We start from the raw sequence: 17438 nt of genomic DNA, 5'->3' as shown, positions 1-17438 counted from the left end.
CCAGCCGCGCGCCCTTCCCTGCATGTCCTTCGTAGTACGGCGTCAGACCGGCGAAGGATTGCGCTCGGCAAACCCTTCCTGATGCCAGTACGGATACGCGGGTCGGACCGCACTGGCCGCGTCCAGCTTCGCCACCTGCTCAGGCGTGAGATTCCAGCCCACGGCGCCGAGATTCTGCCGCAACTGAGCCTCGTCTCGCGCACCGATCAGCACGGTGGAAACCGTCGGACGTTGCAGCAGCCAGTTGAGCGCAATCTGCGGAATCGTCTTGCTCGTTTCCTGCGCAACCTCGTCGATGGCGTCGATCACGCGGTACAGGTATTCGTCGGGCACCGGCGGCCCCATGTCCGCCGTCTTGTGCAGACGGCTCTTCTCGGGCAGCGGCTGACCGCGCCGGATCTTGCCGGTCAGACGCCCCCAGCCGAGCGGACTCCACACCACCGCGCCCACGCCCTGGTCGAGTCCGAGCGGCATCAGCTCCCATTCGTAGTCGCGGCCGATCAGCGAGTAATAGGTCTGGTTCGCGACGTAGCGCGGATAGCCATAGCGATCCGCCACGTCGAGCGACTTCATCAGATGCCAGCCCGAAAAATTCGACACGCCCGTATAGAGGATCTTGCCGGCGCGCACGAGCTCGTCGAGCGTCGAGAGCACCTCTTCGGCCGGCGTTTTCGCGTCGAAGCCGTGTAGCTGGAACAGGTCGATGTAGTCGGTCTGCAGGCGCTTGAGCGCGGCGTCGACCGCGCGCTTCAGATGCGCGCGCGACGAGCCCACGCTGTTGGGCCCGTCATCGAAACGAAAGGTGGCCTTGGTCGAAATGATGGCCTTGTCGCGGCGCCCCTTGAGCGCTTCGCCCAGCACCGATTCCGACGCGCCGTTCGAATAAATGTCGGCGCTGTCGAACATCGAAACACCCGCGTCGAGGCAAATGTCGATGAGACGCCGCGCCTCGGCGACGTCGGTCGCGCCCCAGGCCTCGAAGAACTCGCCCTTGCCGCCGAACGTGCCGGTGCCGAAGCTCAGCACCGGCACCTTGAAGCCCGATGCGCCCAGAAAGCGGTATTCCATTGCGTAGCCTCCACGAAAAGAGGGATTGAGAAGAGAGCGATTCAGTGTACGCGCGTCGCATTCCGCCTGCCGGAAACGAGCCGGCGCACGAGCGCTGTACAGATGCGCGTGCGTATTGGAAACTCTTGGAAACTCTCGGAAAACTTTCGCCTTTCAGCCCCGGCGCGCATGCGAAATGCCCGGGGCGTCGCATACGGAGATCCCATGACCCGCACGTCCGCACGCGCTCCAGCCGTCGGCTGGCTGCCCTACGTTGTGGCCGCAACCTTCTTCATGGAGTATCTCGACACCACCGTCATTGCCACGGCGCTGCCGCAGATGGCCCATTCCTTCGGCATTGGCCCGAATAGCCTGAGCCTCGGCGTCACCGCCTACATGCTCGCGCTCGCCATCTTCATCCCCGCGAGCGGGTGGGTAGCCGACCGCTGCGGGTCGCGCACGGTGTTCTTCGGCGCCGTCGTGACGTTCACCGTGGCTTCGGTGCTGTGCGGGCTGTCGCAGAGCGTCGGCGAGTTCGTCGCCGCGCGGGTGCTGCAAGGCATGGGCGGCGCGATGATGGTGCCGGTCGGGCGCATGATCGTCGTGCGCAGCACCGAGAAGAGCCGCCTCATGCAGGCCATCTCCACCATTACGTGGCCCGCGATCGCCGCGCCCGTGGTCGGGCCGCCCGTGGGCGGCTTCATCACCACCTATGCGTCGTGGCGCTGGATCTTCCTGCTGAACGTGCCGTTCGGCCTCGCCGTGCTCGCCGCCGTCGTCGCGCTCGTGCCCAATCTGCGCGGCGAGAAAAAGCGGCCGCTCGATCTCGTCGGCCTCGCGTTGAGCGGCGCCACGCTCACGGCGATTCTCTACGGCGCCGAACTGGCCAGCCAGCCCGGCAAAGACCCCTGGATAGCGGCCGCGATCGTCGCGGCGGGCCTCGCATTCGGCGTGATCGCCGTGGCGCATGCGAAGCGCCATCCGCATCCGTTGATCGATGTTTCCACTTTGAGAATCCCGACGTTCTCGGTGACGGTCGTCACCGGTTCGTTCACGCGCATCGGCATTGGCGCCGTGCCCTACCTGATGCCGCTCCTGTTCCAGATCGGCTTCGGCCTCTCGGCTTTCAAGTCCGGCCTGCTGCTGCTCGCAAGCGCGGTCGGCAACCTCGGCATGAAAGCGCTGACCACCCGCATCCTCGAACACTGGGGCTTCCGGCGCGTTGCAATCGTCGACGTTGCCATCGCCGGCTTCGCGACGATCGCATGCGGGCTGCTCACACCCGAAATTCCGCTCGCTGTGGTGCTGATCGTCGTGTTCATCTACGGCGTCACGCGTTCGATGCAGTTCTCGACGCTGGCCACGCTCGCCTACGCGGACGTCGCGCAGCCGCAGATGAGCGCCGCCAGCACGCTCTGGAGCGCGGCGTCGCAAATGACGAACGGCCTGGGGATTGCCTTCGGCGCGGTCGCGCTGCGCGCGGCGGCCGCCTGCCACGGCGAGACGAGCGGCCATGCATTCACGCTCGACGACTTCCGCCTCGCCTTTCTGGCGGCGGGCCTGCTGACACTGGCCTCGATCTGGGGGTACGCGCAGCTCGCGCGCGATGCGGGGCGGAACGTAGGCGGCGGTTCGCGGCGCCAGCGCGCCTGAGCTTGCCGATCGTTGCGCGCGCAAATAGTGCGCACGCGAGATGCGCGGCGCACTACTTCGACAGGCTCGCGCGCACCGTGAACGCTTCCTCGGCGGCCGGCCCGGGCGGCTCGCTGTCACGCACGTGCACGTGCGCGCCATGGAATTCCGCCGAAAGCGGCTCGACCGGATAACCGTGGCGCTCCCACGCGTCGAGCCCGCCCTTGAGCGCGTGCGCGTGATAGATGTGCTTGCTGCGCAACTGGTTGACGATGCGCTTGGCCGTCGCCTCGTTCGGACACACGCAGTACACGACAATCGGGCGTTCGAGCAGTTCGGGCGCGATCGCCTCGTTCGAGTCCAGGTTCAGCGGCCGCGCCCCGGGAATCCGGTACGCCTCCTTCTCGCGCACGCTCTGCGGGCGCGCATCCAGCACGAGCGGCGGCGTGTGCGACTTCAGCATGTCGTCGAGCTGGTCCGGCGTGATGCGATGCGTGGCCAGCCAGCGGCGGAACTGCCAGCGGCGCAGCCAGCGCCAGGCGAGAAACAGCACGAACGCCACGGCCAGCACGTCGAAAATCGTGCCGCCGTTGGAGCGCACGAACGTCACGAAATGCGCGATCTGGGCATTGAGCGCCGCGCCGCCCAGAAGCCAGGCGGCCGCCCACAGCGTCGCGCCCAGGGCATCCCAGAGCAGGAAAACACGCGTGTTGATCGAGGTGGTGCCGAGCAGCGGCGCGGAGATCAGGCCGAGCCCCGGCACGAACTTCGCCACCGAAAGAATCGGCGCGCCATGGCGTTCGAATACGTTGCGCGCCATGCGGATCGTCGTATCGAGCGACAGCGAAAAGCGCACGAGCCCGTTCAGCAGCCGCCGGCCACGCATCCTGCCCGCCGTGAACCAGAGCGAGTCCGCCAGCAGCGTGGCAAACACCGCTGCCGCCAGCAGATGGACGTAGGACACCTCGCCGTCGGCCGCCATGGTCCCGGCCAGCACGAGCACGGGCGCGGCCGGAACCGGCACGCCGAGTTGTGTCACGAGCACGCTGAGAAAGACCACCCCGGCGCCGAAATCGGGCGGAATGGCCGTCGGGAGAGTCCACATTGCGGGTGTTCCTGCGCTTGAGAGGCCTGACGAAAATGACGCACAACATAATGCGGCGCGCTCGCGCGAGCCGGAGTGGGGAGATTACCCCAAACCTGTGAATCCTTGCTTGCCGTGCCGGTGAAAGGGTCTTTTGCAGGGGCGCAACAGGTCGCCATTCCGGGCCGTCAGGATCCGCCCCTCTCCCGCCCTCTCAGGCTGGTGTAGCGATTGCGCATGATCCGCGCACGAGGTGCTAATCTTGCAGAAGTGTTTTCCACCGCGATTTTCCGTTACGAAACATGCGTTACTGGCGTCTCGACCGGCCGAAGCAGACAGGCCAATTCGACCTGTCGCGCGTCACGAACCTCGTTTCGGCCATTGGCCGCGACGACGCCAACGCGCTCGCCGCGGAAGTGCTGAACCTGCTCGGCCCCGCGGCCTCGGTTTCGCAGTGCACCGTGTTCGCCTACGAGTTCGGCAACCGTCCGCGCACCGTCTCGGTCGCGGACCATCGCGGCGGCCGCTTCCTGCGCGATGTCGCCGACACCTATGCGCGCCTCTTTTACCCACTCGACGGCAACCAGCAGGTCGTCACAGGCGCGACGGGCGAACCGCCGGGTTCGTCGCTGGTGCTGCACTGGCAATCGAGCCACGACATCGCGCACGAGGGCTATCGCAATGCCTGCTACTCGGCGCCCAACGTGTCCGACCGGCTTTCGCTGCTGCTGCAACCGGCCGCCGATATCTGGCTCTCGGTGAATCTCTACCGCGAACGCGACGCCGGCATCTTCCGGCCCGGCGAGATCGAGCTCGTCGAAACCCTGTCGCCGCTGATCGGCGAAGCCGCGCGCCACCATTACGCCCTGTGCGGCCAGAGCCAGATGGGCATTCCGCAGATGATGCTCGCGCGGCTGCGCGGCCTGTGCCCGACGCTCTCGAAGCGCGAGCTCGACGTGCTGCGCGGCGTGCTCGAAGGATTCGGCGCGGCCGAGATCGCCGAACGCATGGGCATCAAGCCCACCAGCGTCGTGACCTACCAGAAGCGGGCGTACCGGCGGCTCGGCATTTCCAGCCAGCGACAGCTGTTCGCGCTGTGCCTCGCAGCCGACCGGGCCTGAGCACCCTCCCCGACCCCCCCCTCATCGCCTGACCGTCCGGCGTTTCCGATACGACCTCGCTGTACCCAAATTGAGGACAGCGCGCGCGCCATCGCGCTCCATACTGCCTCCATCGCCGCCGCATCTTCAACGGGAACACACGATGAGCGCAGCATTCAAGCCCTATCCGTTCGAGGCGAAGCAGTACGCCGCCCGGATACCCGAACTCGACCAGGGCCGGGAAGTTCAGCGCCAAGCGGTCACGATCGTCGGCGGCGGCCCCGTCGGCCTTGCCGTCGCCCTGGGCCTCGCACGCCACGGCGTGCGCGCGGTGCTGATCGAAGCCGACGCGTCGGTCTGCTACGGCAGCCGCGCGATCTGCATCTCGCGCCGCAGCCTCGAAATCGTCGAACGACTGGGCGCGCTCGGCGGCTTTCTCGCGAAAGGCCTGCCGTGGACCGGCGGCCGCAGCTACTACCGCAACGACGAAGTGCTGCATTTCCAGATGCCGCAGGACGAAAACCAGAAGCTGCCGCCCATGGTCAACCTCGCGCAATACCACATCGAGCAGTTCCTGCTCGACGCGGCCGAGGCCAGGGCGGACCTCATCGACATCCGCTGGCAGACGAAAGTCACCGCGATGCGCGAGGACGCACAGGGCGCGACACTGCAGCTCTCGACGCCCGAGGGCGACTACGAAATACAGACCGACTGGCTCGTGGCGGCGGACGGCGGCCGCAGCACGATCCGCGAAGCGCTCGGCCTGAAACTCGCCGGCACGAGCTACGAAGGCCGCTACGTGATCGTCGATATCCTGCTCGACAGCGAGCGTCCGACCGAACGCCTCGCGTACTTCGATCCCGCGTCGAATCCGGGTTCGACCGTGCTCGTTCACAAGCAGCCCGACAACGTCTGGCGCATCGACTATCAGCTGCGCGACGGCGAGGACGCCGAAGAAGCCGTCAAGCCGGAAAACGTCATGCCGAGGGTGCAGAGCCTGCTCGACATGATGGGCGAAACGGCGCCGTGGTCGCCCATCTGGATCACTATCTACAAGGCCAACGCGCTCACGCTCGAACGCTATCGCCACGGCCGCGTGCTGTTCGCGGGGGACGCCGCACATCTCGTGCCGATCTTCGGCGTGCGCGGCGCGAACTCCGGCATCGACGATGCCGACAATCTGGCGTGGAAGCTCGCGTATGTCGTAAAGGGCCGCGCAACGGACACCCTGCTCGACAGCTACTCCGACGAGCGCGTGTACGCGGCCCACGAGAATCTGGGCTACGGCACGAAGAGCACGGAGTTCATGGCGCCGCCTTCGTTCGCGTTCGATCTCATGCGCACCGCCGTCCTGAGCCTCGCGCGCCGGCATCCCTTCGTGCGCCCGCTCATCAACCCGCGCCAGACTTCGGCGATCACGTACGGCGCCTCCCCGTTGAACGCGGCAAGCTCCACACGGTTCGCAAACGGCCCGATGCCTGGCGCCCCGCTGCCCGAGTGCCCGCTGACGATCGTCGGCGCCGGAACCTCGCGCGACGGGCATCTGACCGATCTCCTCGAACCGTGCTTCACGGCGTTCTGGTTCAGCACGGATGGCTCGGTGCCCGCCGCGTTGACCGCGCTGGAAAGCACGCTCGCCGCTCGCGACGTGCCCTTCGCCGTCGTGCCGCTCGCCGCCCGGCGGCCGCCGGACAGCGCACGCGCAGCCGGCTGGGACCACACGGGGCGTCTCTTCCCGATGTATGGCGCCACGACCAGCACGCTCTACCTGGCGCGGCCGGACGGCCACGTGCTGGGCCGCTGGCAAGGCGCAGCCGAAGCGCTCGCGGCCCATGCTCTCGCTGCAATCGACCGCACACTGCGGGCTTGACCTGTTGCCGCCCGAGGAGACTTCCATGACCGACAGTGAACTCGATACCGTCTATACCCGCCTGTGCAAGACCATGACCGAAGTGGGCGAAACGCAGGCGCCGCTTTTTCTCGCGCGCTTCGCGCTGCTCGCGATCGAGCGGATTGGAAACGCGGATGCCTCGCTGGGCCTGATCGCCGCAGCGCATGAAGACCTGCCCGCGCCAGGCGCGCATTGAGCCTGGCCGCGGACCGCACCCGCCATCTCAGGCCACGGTTACTGGATCACACGCGAAACGCCACGGCCGCGCGGATCGGATACCGGGTTCGGCGTATCCCCGTCGATCTTGATGGCCTGGATATCGCCGCTGAAGTCCTGTCCCTTCAGCACATACCCCTTCGCCTCGACCTGCTTCGCGAGATCGCCGTCGATGGGCTCGTAAGGCTCCCAGAAGATCGTGTTCGGCGGCAGCAGTTGATGATGGAAGCGCATCGCGGCAACGGCGTCCTTCAACGGCATCTTGAAGTCGTATACGTTGTTGATGACCTGGAAGATCGACGTGAAGATGCGCGAACCGCCCGGCGTGCCGATAACGAGCGCCACCTTGCCGTCCTTCGTGAGAATGGTCGGCGACATCGACGAAAGCGGGCGCTTTTTCGGCGCAATCGCATTCGCGTCGCTGCCCACCACGCCGAACATGTTCGGCACGCCCGGCTTGGACGAGAAGTCGTCCATCTCGTCGTTGAGCACGATGCCCGCGCCCGGCACGACCTCGCCCGAGCCAAAGTAGCCGTTGATCGTGTAGGTGTTCGACACCGCGTTGCCCCACTTGTCGACCACCGAGAAGTGCGTGGTCTCCGCCTTCTCGGGCATCGACGTGCCGAGGCCCGGCTGCACACTTTTCGTGTCGGACGGCTTGTCGGGATCGACTTCGGCGGCTCGCTTCGCGAGGTAGGCGTCGTCCGTGAGCTGCGCGACCGGCACCTTGTAGAAGTCGGGGTCGCCGAGGTATTGCGCGCGATCCGCGAACACGCGCTTCTCGATCTCGGCGATCAGATGAATGTACTGCGGCGAATTCAGCTGCACGTCCTTGAATTGCGGCGCGAGCATCGCCTTCATCTTGAGCAGCTGCACGAGGCCGACACCGCCCGAACTCGGCGGCGGCGCGGTGATGATCTCGTAGCCGTTCCACCCGGCCTCGACAGGCTGGCGCCAGACTGCTTTGTATTCCTCAAGATCGCGCTTCGTGATGAGGCCGTTGCCCTCCTTCATGGCGGCGGCGATGAGATCGGCGGTCTTGCCGTCGTAGAAGTCCCTGGCGCCGTCGTTCGCGATGCGCGTGAGCACGGCGGCCAGGTCGGGCTGCCTGAACGTCGTGCCCTCCTTCATGTCGCCGAAGTACTGGTCGAAATTGGTCTTGCCGCCGAACTCCTTCGACGCCTCGTCGCGCCGCTTCGCCAGTTGTTCGTCGACAAGGAAGCCGTCGCGTGCGTAATGAATCGCGGGCGCGAGCACCTGCTTCCACTTGAGCTTGCCGAAACGATGCTGCGCTTCCCACATGCCGTCCACGGTGCCAGGCACGCCCACGGCATCGTAGCCGTACAGGCTCTTGCCTTCGATCACGTTGCCCTTGTCGTCGAGGTACATCGTGCGCGTGGCGGCAAGCGGCGCGCGCTCGCGATAATCGAGGAAGTACGGCTTGCCGTTCACGTACAGCGTCATGAAACCGCCGCCGCCGATATTGCCCGCTTCCGGATAGGTAACGGCCAGCGAGAATGCAATCGCCACGGCCGCATCGACGGCGTTGCCGCCTTCCTTGAAAATCTGCTCGGCGGCGTCGGCGGCGTACTTGTCCGCCACGGCCACCGCCGAGGCGGTCAGCACGGCAGGCTGCGACGTTTCCCTGGCAAAAGCGGGAGAGGCTTCGAGGAAGCCCGCCGATAGCGCGGAGAGCGAAACGAGCGCGACGGCGGTGGATATTTTCGTTCTTTCGACCAACTTCATTGCGTGTCCTCCATGGTCCGGTTCATCAACGGCTCTTCAACCTGCCTTGGCCTTATATAACATGCTGACAAAACGGTTGCGATCCAGCCGTCCACCACGGGATGCGCGATGCGAGGAAGTTCAGGCCTTTGCGCGTCTGCCGCGCGCGATCTCGTCGCCGGCATTGGCGGGCAAGCGCATCGTCACGGGAATGGACGCCACCGAGAACAGCCCCACCACGAGGAACGCGGGCCAGAAGTCGGACCAGACAATGGCGGAGTGACCCTGCAGCGTGTGCGAAATCTGCAGCACGATGCCGGCAATCGTCACGCCAAGCCCGAGCGACACCTGCTGAATCACGCTCGCCACGCTCGTCGCGCGGCCGATATCGCGCGTCGGAATGTCGGCATAAGCGAGCGAGTTGAGTCCCGTGAACTGCAGCGAAGGAAACACGCCGCCCAGCAGCACGATGAGCCAGATGACCCAATGCGGCACACCGGGAAAGAAGAGCCCATAGATGGCGATCGACATGCCGGCCAGCATCGCATTGACGATCAGCGTGCGGCGAAAGCCGAAGCGCCCCAGTACGCGCGAAACGATCGTCTTCATGAAGATCGAGCCGAACGCGGAGGCGCAGGTGATCGAACCGGAGACGAAGGCGGTCATGCCCAGCCCTTCCTGCAGCGCGAGCGGCAGCAGGAATGGCACGGCACCGAGGCCGATGCGAAAAAGCGAGCCGCCCGCCACGCTCGCGTTGAAGGTCGGAATGCGCAGAAAGCGCAGATCGAGCACGGGCCGCTCCACACGCTGCGCATAGAACCAGTACGCCGCGAGCAGCGCCGCGCCGATGATGCACAGGATCACGGCACGGTCATTCGAAACGAGCCCGCTGCCGACGAGCGAGAGCCCGAGCATGAAGAGCGAGGCGCCGCCCGCCGAAAGAACGAAGCCGGACCAGTCGAGGCGCCCGGGATGCTCTTCGTGCATGTTCGCGATGTGCCGGTTCGCGAGCCAGATGCCGAGCACGCCGATCGGAATGTTGATGCAGAAGATCAGGCGCCAGTGCAGATAGGTCGTGATGAAGCCGCCGAGCGGCGGTCCCACCACGGGCCCGAGCAGCGCGGGCACGGTGAGATAGTTGACGGCGCGAATGAAGTCCGACTTCGGCAGCGAACGGAAAATGATGATGCGCCCGACGGGCACCATCATCGCGCCGCCTATGCCCTGCACGAACCGCGCGGCCACGAACATGCCGAGCGAAGTGGAAGCGGCGCACAGCAGCGAACCCGCCATGAAGATGCCGATGGCCGTGCGAAACACGTTGCGCGAACCAAAGCGGTCGGCTACCCAGCCGCAAACCGGAATGAACACGCCGAGCCCGATCACGTAGCTCGTGACGGCCAGCTTCAGGGTGATGGGATCCTGTCCCAGATCGCGGGCCAGCGCGGGAAGCGAGGTGACGATGACCGTCGCATCCACGTTCTCCATGAACATCGCGCACGCGACGATGAGGGGAACGATGAAAGCGCCGAGGGCGAGTGGCATGGGCAGGAACGACAGTCAGCGCGGCTGATGGCGGCAAGCTCTCATTATGTCACTGTGTTGCGAAGAACGGTTGACTTCGCAACAGATGAAGCCGTTGCGCCTCTTTTTCAGACCGCCGTCTGCTTGACCCGGCTCACCACGGGGCGCAGTTGCGGCAGCACTTGCTCGGCCGCACGCGTAACGTCGGTGGGAAAATCGATCTCGATCCACGGCGCGCCCGTGACGTCGGCCGTTTCGAACTCGCGGCCGCGCTCGAGCAACAGGTCGCGCAGCGCCTCTTCGTGCGGCAGGTTCGCCCGGCCAGTCTCCACATAGCCCTCGACGATCTGCGCAAAGCGGCGCGCCGTCTCCTCGTTCAGGCGGAAGAATCCCACCGACTCGCCTATCGTGTCGTATTGCAGGCCTACCGCGAGTTGCTTGCGCAGCTCGACGGGCACGCCGTCGCGCAGGCACAGCTTCACCGGCTCGTCGCCGGCCTCGAAATCGCGGTCGATCAGCAGACGGTTCGCCGGCGCCTCGCCCGCGACGAGCGGGGCAAACACGCGCTCGTCGTAAAGCACGTCGGCGTCCATGAGCAGCACGTCGCCGCCGCGCGTGAGCGCCTCGGCCGTGCGATGCACGGTCAGCACGCTGCCCAGATCGAAGCGCGGATTCAGCACGATCTCGATGTCGTGCGGCCAGCCGATGCGCTTGATTTCAGCCTCGACCCGCTCGGGCTGGAAGCCGAGCGCCAGCACGACCTCCGTGACACCCGCCCCCTCGAGCATCTGCAAATGCCGTTCGAGCAGCGTCGCGCCCTCGAACTGCAGCAGGCATTTGGGAAACTGTTCTCCAGCGCGTTGCTGAAGGCGCAGGCCGAGGCCTGCCGCGAGAATGATGGCGCGCATGCGCAAACGTCCCTTGGGAGAAGAAGGTCGAACTGCGAGGTCAAACAGCGAGGTCAATCGGCGATTTCGACGGCGGCCACGCGAACGGCGCGCCGGCGTTGCCAGCTTCTTTCGCTGAAATGCAGATACAGGAGGCCCGGCAGACCGAGCAGGATTTCGCGCGCGCGCTTGGCGAGCGAGAGCGCAAGCGCGGCTTCGGGCGGCAAGCCGACGAGCGGAGCGAGCAACAGATAGCCGCCTTCCTGCACGCCGAGCGATCCCGGAATCGCGAAGGCCGCACCGCGTATGGCCTGGCCTATGCTCTCCAGCAGGAGCGCGTCGATCCAGCCGACGGGATGGCCGAGAAAGCGCAGCGCGAGCCATACCTCGACAGTACCCACGAGCCAGCCGACGAAGCTCAGCGCGAAGCTCGCCGCCACGCGGCCGCGCTCGTCATAGCGCGACCTGACGGCGGCGTCGACGGCGTCGGCGCGCGTGGCAAGCGAGGACCAGTCGTGCTTGCCGAACACCTTCGAAGCAAGACGCATCGCACGGCCGAACAGGCCGCGCCGTTGCGCGAGATAGAAAAGCGCGATGAGGCCCGCGAGCACACCGGTCGCAATCAGCGCGGCGACGCCAAGATCGCGTGGCGCGCCGTTCGCGGTGCTGTTCGCCGCGCCGTTCGCCGCGTAGATCGAAAAAAGCGCAATGCCGAACACGGCGAAAACGATCTGCGCGACGGCCTGCAGCGTGGTGCTGACCGTGATGACCGCGGCGGCATCGCGCATGGCCATGCCGCGCTGCGCGAGCTGGCGCACCATCGCGACCGGACCGCCGATCTGGCCGGCCGGCAGCAGGCTGTTGACCGACTCGCCGCTCCAGCGCGCGAAGAGCGCGTCGCGCGCCTCGACGCGTGCGTCCTTGCCGAACAGCACGGCAATGGCGGCGGCATCGAGTACGAGCGGCACGACGTGAAACGCGGCGACGAGCACGAGCCCCCAGCCGGCGGCCGCGAGCGCCCCCGTTACGGAGCCGAGCCCCTGCCACGCGAGCAGCGCGATGAAAAGTGCCGTGCCGATCGACAGCAGCAGGATGGCGGCACGGCTCACGCCGAATCTCCCGCTTTTTTGCGCGCCGCGGCACTCGCGCCCAGCAAGGCCTTGCGAAACACCTGGCGGAAACCGAAGTACGCAATCGCGTCCTTCATGTTCGAAATGAAGCGCCGCCACGGACGCATGTTCGGGTCCGTCACGTATTCGAACGTGAGCGAAACGCGCATTTCACCCTCGGCGCTCGGCGTGACGCGGTGGCGCAGCTTGTCGCCGTCGAAAAGCACGAGCGCGCCCGGCGGATACTGCACCGAGCCGGGCACGTCGGCCTTGCTCTCGTCGCGCGTATGCAGTTCGTAGTCGAGGCGGCACGAAGAGTCGTCGATCACGCCGAGCAGCATCGTGTAGCGGCGGCCGTCGTAGTAGGACGTGTCGTAGTGCCAGCCAATATGGTCGCCCGCCCGCGTGTAGTAGTAGAGCGCATAGGCGTGCGGATCGTCTTCGGGCGAAAGCTGCAGACGGTCACCCGTGATCTTCTCGAGCCACGCCAGCAGCTGCGGCGAGCGATACAGCTCGGCGATGTAAGGCGCAAGCCGGTCGATCGTGTGACGGCTCACACTCCCGCCCGCCTTGTGGCCCGGCAGGTAATTGCGGTTGACTTCGGGAAGGAGCGCATGGGCGGCGTCGATGAGCCGCTGTGTCGCGTCGGCAGGAAGAAACTCGGAGAGGTAAAGGAACGAGCCCTGCTGCACGTAGTCGCTGCGTAATTGCGCGACGTTCAACGGGTTCAGCGCACGGCCGACGGCGCCGTCCGGGTTGCCGGCCGCCGCGGCCACGGCCCCGCTCGCACGACCGCGAACGGGCGAGGCCACGACTTCTTCTTGTTCTGCTTGCACACTCATCTGCTGTTCCAGGCTTGATTCGTATCCTTCCCGGGCCGGTTGCGGCGCATCACGCGCCAGTAGTCCAGCACGACCCAGACGGCGAAAAGCGGCGCCCCGATAGAGGCCGCCACGACGAAGGGCGAGGCCACGCCGGTCAGCGTGATCAGCGGCAACAAATAGAGAACGTCCTCAGTCTCGAAGCCGCCGACGAACGCCTGCTGCGTGCCCGCCTTGCCGGCCATCTCCTCGATACGCATGCGCAGGAAGAAAATCACCGCGACCGCCACGCCCGCGATGCCGCCCAGCGCGGCCGGCGGCACCCGCCAGGCGCCGGCGCCATGGCCCGCTGCAGCGGCTTCCGCGCCCAGCCCCCAGCCCATGCCGAGGAACAGCAGAACGGTGACGAGCGCGTCGGCAGCGAGATCGTAGAAATGGCCGATCCGGCTAGTTTTACCGCTGATCCGCGCGAGCTCGCCATCGGTATGATCAACAAAATTCGACAAAACGATCAAAAACGCGCCCAGATTGACATGCAGAAAATCGCCGCGTGCCAGATAGAAGGCGCCGGCAAGCCCGATCAACAGGCGCAGGGTGGTGAGATGGTTTGGCGTAACGCGGGTGGGCACGAGCGGCGTCACGAGCCAGCGTGCGGCGCGCGCGTCCCAGGTGCGCGGAAGCGGCGCCGCCCCCGGCACCGCTTTCGCAGGTTGGTCTTTTCCAGTCATAACTGTGAAATATATACGCCTTTCAAAAAACCTGCAGATTTTCCGGCCTGCCAACGCGCCGCCCATGGCCGATCTGCGGGATTTCCGCGACAGTCTGGCGGGACGGCACGCCCGCCGATGCGGCAGTGCGGCAAGCGAAATTGCGCGAACACGCGTACAGTGCATCCCTTTGCCGCATCGCGCGAGATGAGCTGCGGCGCCGTCCCGACCACAGCGCGGGCCGTCGACGGAACGACGGCGGGACGACAGCGCGGCGCATTTGCCAGAATTTCAATGAAACGCTTTCTTCTCGCAGCCCTTTTGCTCGCGGCCTTGCCGCTCACAGGCCACGCGGCCGCCCTCGACGAATCGCTGACCTGCCAGGAGTCCGCGCACGACTTCATTTCGGGCCTGATCGACCAGAAGCTGATCGAGCCGACGCCTTCAAGGGTCGAAAGCAATTCGATCAATGCGTTCTGGCCGGTACACGGCCAGCACATGACGGCCTATGGATTCAGCGTGTTCGCCGTCGTCGGCTTCCAGCAGGACGATCCGCTCTTTCGCACCGGCAAGGGCACGCCGATCGCACGTTCGGCCTATGGCGCCGTGGTGTTCGGCAGCGTGGCGAAGGTCCAGGCCGCCCTTGCCGAAGCGGGCAATACGGCTATCGTCCATCACGCCGGGCCGATGCTCACGGCCATCTTCTGCCAGCAGGATTGAGCGGATAGCAGGAGACGGACGTTAGCCGATCCGGTCGAAACCGCCTGCGGCCCACTCCTCGGCGCGCGCCTTCGTGAGCTTGAACCCCGCAGCGACGCGCCGCTGCGCCAGTTGCCCGCCGAAGGCGTCGAGCGCGGTCAGTAACGCATACGGCTCGTATTCGTCGGGCACGATCTGGAGGGTCACATCCACGTCGCCCTCTTCCACGCGAATGCTCACCCGCTTATGAAGCGTGGCGTGCAACTGCTGCTCATGGCGGCGCAGCACTTCCGAAGCCGTCTTCACAAGCGTGTTGAACGCCGCCGTGTCGAGCGGCTTGGGATTCTTCTTGTCGCGCCCCATGGTCCATGGACCGACCAGCGCCGGCTCCGATTCGCCCGCCTTGATCATCTCGACCGCCCAGCCGTCGTCGTCCTCGTTCTTGATCACGCGCGCAGTCCAGCCGTCCTTGCGCCACAAGCGCGGTTGTTCGCACACTTCGGCGCCGCCGATAACGTCGTCGTTAAGGGGGTTGGAACTCATTTCAGGCGAGGAATCGGTCATGGCGGGTCAGGTCTGGTTCTATCCAATCTATATAGCGTGCCCTCCCAAAGGGGCCGGTGCTGGATTTTACCCGCAAGAAAGCACTGGCTGGTCGACGGGGGGCCCAAACCATGCGCCGGATTAATTGCCTATTAATAATATTTCGCGACCCGCCGTAACAATCTGTTTCATTTCCGATTGAACTAAAAATGGTTCAATATCGGCAGGCGAAAAAAAGCGGCCATCGGGCCGCGTAAAACAATGAAAAAAAGACCGCCCTCAGTCAAGAGGCGGAACTATTTTACCGCCCGCCAGTCGGGGCTTCGAGCGCATAAGCTGGAATAGTGCGTTTCGCAAAACGGCTTGAATGGAAGGGAAAATCGCGCCGTTATCCAGTCATGCGAGCCGTATTAGAAGTCTCGAAACGTGGCACTCGCGCAACAAAATAATAGTTGACACGAGATTTCCCGGCTTATTCCCAAATAGAAAATCCCTTTATTCCCAGCGACTTACGCGCATTGATGCGATTCCTACAATATTGAGAAAGTATTGTTGCGCGACGCGGCGCGAATGTTGGGGATTACCAGCATAAACTCTGCTCCGAATCGTTAGACCACGTGCCGTGCCCGCTTCTTTCGCGGCCGTGTGATTCCCAAGTACTGTTCGGAGTTAGAAAGCATGAAAAAAACCCTCATCCTCGCTGGCGTTCTCGGTGCATTTGCAATGAGCGCTCACGCGCAAAGCAGCGTCACCCTTTATGGTTCGCTCGACGCAGGTATCCTGTACGCCAACAATGCTGGCGGCCACAGCACGTGGAATCAAAGCAGCAGCGGCCTCTCGTACACCTATTTCGGCCTGAAGGGCTCTGAAGACCTCGGTGGCGGTCTGAAGGCAATCTTCAAGTTGGAAAGCGGCTTCGACATCAACAACGGCGGCCTCTACAACAGCAACAGCCTGTTCAACCGTCAAGCCTACGTCGGCCTGAAGAGCGACCAGTACGGCACGGTGACCCTCGGCCGTCAGTATGACTCCGTCGTCGACTACCTGTCGCCGCTGTCGGCAGCGGGCCAGGGCTACGGCAACAACCTCGCCGCTCACCCGTTCGACAACGACAACCTCGATCAGTCGTTCTCGATCAATAACGCGGTCAAGTTCCAGAGCGCGAACTACTCGGGCTTCCAGTTCGGCGGCCAGTACGGCTTCAGCAACCAGGCAGGCAACTTCTCGAACGGCCGCGCATGGAGCGTTGGCGCGTCGTATGGCAATGGCCCGCTGAACTTCGCAGCCGGCTACTCGCAGCTGAACAACTCGGGCGGCCTGAACAACTCGACGGGCGCAGCCGCTGCGAACGACACGAACATCGCAGCCGCTCTGCAACGTACGTACGGCGCAGGCGTGAACTACACGTACGGCCCGGCACAAGTCGGCTTCGTGTACACGCACTCGCAGATCGACGGCATCGGCACGCTCCAGAGCGCCAACGTTTCCGCTGGCAGCATGGGCGGCCTGAACCTGCACCTCGACAACTACGAACTCAACGGCGCGTACCACCTGACCCCGGCTCTCGCGCTGCAGGGCTCGTACACGTTCACCGACGGCACCGTGACCGGCGCCGGCAACCAGTCGCCGAAGTGGCAAACCGTCATGCTGGGCACGGACTACTCGCTCAGCAAGCGTACCGACGTGTACCTGGCCGGTGTGTACCAGCACGCTTCGGGCTACCTGGGCGTCGATCCGACCACGGGCGCAGCTGTTCAGAACGTCGCAGCGATCAACACGCTGGCTCCGTCGTCGACCGCCAACCAGGTCGCCGCAACGGTCGGTCTGCGTCACCGCTTCTAATCGCTCCGGCGATCAGGCAGACGGCGCGATCCGCCGTCTTGCCGACTCTTCACGCAACGCACATGCGGCACAACCGCATGTGCGTTTTTTTTGGGGCTTGGGGCGCGCCGCTTCCAGCGCCCGGGCTTCCTGCCCGCTGCACACCCTGTTGCATCTTCTTACGTGTCACGCCACGCAGCGTGCGTATACTGCTTCGCGTCTACCGCCGCCTGTTCGATCGAATCGCCGCCCTATGAAATCACTTCTTCGATGCCTGCTTGCCGCTTCGCCTCTCGTCCTGATCGTCGGCTGCGGATCGACGCCGAATTCGGGCGCCGCCGCGAACGGCGAGCGGATGATCTACGCCTCTTCGGCGCGCTCGCCTGAGTCGATCGCAAGCTGCCTCGAAGACCGGCTGCCGCGCGTCCACGAGTCGACGAGCGGCAACGCAACCGAACTGAGCGTGGGCTCCGGTTCGGACGCATCGTACTTCGTGATGCTCACGCCTTCGGGATATGGCTCGGTCATCAGCGTGACGCGCGGTACTTCGTCGTCCTACGATCCGCCGGAACCCGAGCTGCGCTTCGACGTGGCGCGCTGCACGACCTGACGCGCACGCGCGTCGGCCCGGC

General features: G+C 65.1%; 16 protein-coding genes. 7 read left to right on the top strand and 9 right to left on the bottom strand.

The window, feature by feature from the left end; all coding sequences use genetic code 11:
• Positions 1-42 precede the first annotated feature (42 nt).
• Positions 43-1068 carry an aldo/keto reductase gene (locus BAC01S_RS06500; protein ID WP_027794025.1) on the bottom strand — a complete coding sequence of 342 codons (1026 nt, stop codon included), beginning with the start codon at positions 1066-1068 and terminating at the stop codon, positions 43-45.
• Positions 1069-1272: 204 nt separating this feature from the next.
• On the opposite strand from BAC01S_RS06500, the gene BAC01S_RS06495 reads away from it, so the two are divergent.
• Complete coding sequence (locus BAC01S_RS06495; RefSeq protein WP_027794024.1) at positions 1273-2700, top strand: MFS transporter; 1428 nt, start codon at positions 1273-1275, stop codon at positions 2698-2700.
• Between the two features lie 52 nt (positions 2701-2752).
• Here the strand turns inward: BAC01S_RS06495 and BAC01S_RS06490 are convergent, their stop codons facing one another.
• Positions 2753-3784 carry a VTT domain-containing protein gene (locus BAC01S_RS06490; protein ID WP_027794023.1) on the bottom strand — a complete coding sequence of 344 codons (1032 nt, stop codon included), beginning with the start codon at positions 3782-3784 and terminating at the stop codon, positions 2753-2755.
• A gap of 281 nt (positions 3785-4065) precedes the next feature.
• On the opposite strand from BAC01S_RS06490, the gene BAC01S_RS06485 reads away from it, so the two are divergent.
• The 3 genes from BAC01S_RS06485 (at position 4066) to BAC01S_RS06475 (ending at position 6950) form a co-directional block, all read left to right on the top strand.
• On the top strand, positions 4066-4884 hold the full coding sequence (locus BAC01S_RS06485) for a helix-turn-helix transcriptional regulator (protein WP_027794022.1): 819 nt from the start codon (positions 4066-4068) through the stop codon (positions 4882-4884).
• 142 nt (positions 4885-5026) lie between these two features.
• Positions 5027-6733: an FAD-dependent oxidoreductase gene (locus tag BAC01S_RS06480; RefSeq protein WP_027794021.1), complete on the top strand. Its 1707-nt coding sequence runs from the start codon at positions 5027-5029 to the stop codon at positions 6731-6733.
• A gap of 25 nt (positions 6734-6758) precedes the next feature.
• Positions 6759-6950 carry a hypothetical protein gene (locus tag BAC01S_RS06475; protein ID WP_027794020.1) on the top strand — a complete coding sequence of 64 codons (192 nt, stop codon included), beginning with the start codon at positions 6759-6761 and terminating at the stop codon, positions 6948-6950.
• A 38-nt stretch (positions 6951-6988) separates the two neighbouring features.
• Here the strand turns inward: BAC01S_RS06475 and ggt are convergent, their stop codons facing one another.
• The 6 genes from ggt to BAC01S_RS06445 form a co-directional block, all read right to left on the bottom strand.
• Positions 6989-8716, bottom strand: a complete 1728-nt coding sequence (ggt, locus tag BAC01S_RS06470; protein ID WP_027794019.1) for a gamma-glutamyltransferase — start codon at positions 8714-8716, stop codon at positions 6989-6991.
• A 120-nt stretch (positions 8717-8836) separates the two neighbouring features.
• The gene (locus BAC01S_RS06465) at positions 8837-10240 is read right to left on the bottom strand and encodes an MFS transporter (protein ID WP_027794018.1); all 1404 of its coding nucleotides are present in this window, start codon (positions 10238-10240) and stop codon (positions 8837-8839) included.
• Between the two features lie 107 nt (positions 10241-10347).
• Positions 10348-11127, bottom strand: coding sequence for a phosphocholine cytidylyltransferase family protein (locus tag BAC01S_RS06460; RefSeq protein WP_027794017.1), 780 nt, complete (start codon positions 11125-11127; stop codon positions 10348-10350).
• Between the two features lie 53 nt (positions 11128-11180).
• Positions 11181-12215 carry a lysylphosphatidylglycerol synthase domain-containing protein gene (locus tag BAC01S_RS06455; RefSeq protein WP_027794016.1) on the bottom strand — a complete coding sequence of 345 codons (1035 nt, stop codon included), beginning with the start codon at positions 12213-12215 and terminating at the stop codon, positions 11181-11183.
• Entirely contained in the window at positions 12212-13057 is an 846-nt protein-coding gene (locus BAC01S_RS06450) for a HalD/BesD family halogenase (RefSeq protein WP_027794015.1), read from the bottom strand. The genes BAC01S_RS06455 and BAC01S_RS06450 overlap by 4 nt, the downstream gene beginning before the upstream one ends.
• Positions 13054-13764: a CDP-alcohol phosphatidyltransferase family protein gene (locus BAC01S_RS06445; RefSeq protein WP_043201372.1), complete on the bottom strand. Its 711-nt coding sequence runs from the start codon at positions 13762-13764 to the stop codon at positions 13054-13056. The genes BAC01S_RS06450 and BAC01S_RS06445 overlap by 4 nt, the downstream gene beginning before the upstream one ends.
• 273 nt (positions 13765-14037) lie before the next feature.
• Here BAC01S_RS06445 and BAC01S_RS06440 point away from each other — a divergent pair, with 273 nt between their 5' ends.
• Positions 14038-14463 carry a hypothetical protein gene (locus BAC01S_RS06440; protein WP_027794013.1) on the top strand — a complete coding sequence of 142 codons (426 nt, stop codon included), beginning with the start codon at positions 14038-14040 and terminating at the stop codon, positions 14461-14463.
• A gap of 21 nt (positions 14464-14484) precedes the next feature.
• On the opposite strand, the gene BAC01S_RS06435 is transcribed toward BAC01S_RS06440, so the two are convergent.
• Positions 14485-15006: a hypothetical protein gene (locus BAC01S_RS06435; protein ID WP_027794012.1), complete on the bottom strand. Its 522-nt coding sequence runs from the start codon at positions 15004-15006 to the stop codon at positions 14485-14487.
• Between the two features lie 657 nt (positions 15007-15663).
• On the opposite strand from BAC01S_RS06435, the gene BAC01S_RS06430 reads away from it, so the two are divergent.
• Together BAC01S_RS06430 and BAC01S_RS06425 are read left to right on the top strand one after the other, a co-directional pair.
• The gene (locus BAC01S_RS06430) at positions 15664-16827 is read left to right on the top strand and encodes a porin (RefSeq protein ID WP_027794011.1); all 1164 of its coding nucleotides are present in this window, start codon (positions 15664-15666) and stop codon (positions 16825-16827) included.
• Positions 16828-17059: 232 nt separating this feature from the next.
• Positions 17060-17416 (top strand): hypothetical protein, encoded by a 357-nt coding sequence (locus BAC01S_RS06425; RefSeq protein ID WP_027794010.1) that lies wholly within the window; start codon positions 17060-17062, stop codon positions 17414-17416.
• Positions 17417-17438 lie beyond the last annotated feature (22 nt).

It is taken from the genome of Paraburkholderia acidipaludis NBRC 101816, from assembly GCF_000684975.1.
GTDB classification, from domain to species: Bacteria; Pseudomonadota; Gammaproteobacteria; order Burkholderiales; family Burkholderiaceae; genus Paraburkholderia; species Paraburkholderia acidipaludis.
Note: the sequence above shows the minus strand (reverse complement) of the source record. Positions and strands in the feature narration are given on the sequence as shown.

What these genes read in the sequence shown, in the direction of transcription:
- BAC01S_RS06480 (WP_027794021.1), top strand. Translation starts at nt 5,027, where the DNA reads ATGAGCGCAGCATTCAAGCCCTATCCGTTCGAGGCGAAGCAGTACGCC.
- BAC01S_RS06500 (WP_027794025.1), bottom strand. Translation starts at nt 1,068, where the DNA reads ATGGAATACCGCTTTCTGGGCGCATCGGGCTTCAAGGTGCCGGTGCTG.
- BAC01S_RS06460 (WP_027794017.1), bottom strand. Translation starts at nt 11,127, where the DNA reads ATGCGCGCCATCATTCTCGCGGCAGGCCTCGGCCTGCGCCTTCAGCAA.
- BAC01S_RS06485 (WP_027794022.1), top strand. Translation starts at nt 4,066, where the DNA reads ATGCGTTACTGGCGTCTCGACCGGCCGAAGCAGACAGGCCAATTCGAC.
- BAC01S_RS06430 (WP_027794011.1), top strand. Translation starts at nt 15,664, where the DNA reads ATGAAAAAAACCCTCATCCTCGCTGGCGTTCTCGGTGCATTTGCAATG.
- BAC01S_RS06450 (WP_027794015.1), bottom strand. Translation starts at nt 13,057, where the DNA reads ATGAGTGTGCAAGCAGAACAAGAAGAAGTCGTGGCCTCGCCCGTTCGC.
- BAC01S_RS06475 (WP_027794020.1), top strand. Translation starts at nt 6,759, where the DNA reads ATGACCGACAGTGAACTCGATACCGTCTATACCCGCCTGTGCAAGACC.
- BAC01S_RS06490 (WP_027794023.1), bottom strand. Translation starts at nt 3,784, where the DNA reads ATGTGGACTCTCCCGACGGCCATTCCGCCCGATTTCGGCGCCGGGGTG.
- BAC01S_RS06445 (WP_043201372.1), bottom strand. Translation starts at nt 13,764, where the DNA reads ATGACTGGAAAAGACCAACCTGCGAAAGCGGTGCCGGGGGCGGCGCCG.
- BAC01S_RS06495 (WP_027794024.1), top strand. Translation starts at nt 1,273, where the DNA reads ATGACCCGCACGTCCGCACGCGCTCCAGCCGTCGGCTGGCTGCCCTAC.
- BAC01S_RS06435 (WP_027794012.1), bottom strand. Translation starts at nt 15,006, where the DNA reads ATGACCGATTCCTCGCCTGAAATGAGTTCCAACCCCCTTAACGACGAC.
- BAC01S_RS06440 (WP_027794013.1), top strand. Translation starts at nt 14,038, where the DNA reads ATGAAACGCTTTCTTCTCGCAGCCCTTTTGCTCGCGGCCTTGCCGCTC.
- BAC01S_RS06425 (WP_027794010.1), top strand. Translation starts at nt 17,060, where the DNA reads ATGAAATCACTTCTTCGATGCCTGCTTGCCGCTTCGCCTCTCGTCCTG.
- ggt (WP_027794019.1), bottom strand. Translation starts at nt 8,716, where the DNA reads ATGAAGTTGGTCGAAAGAACGAAAATATCCACCGCCGTCGCGCTCGTT.
- BAC01S_RS06465 (WP_027794018.1), bottom strand. Translation starts at nt 10,240, where the DNA reads ATGCCACTCGCCCTCGGCGCTTTCATCGTTCCCCTCATCGTCGCGTGC.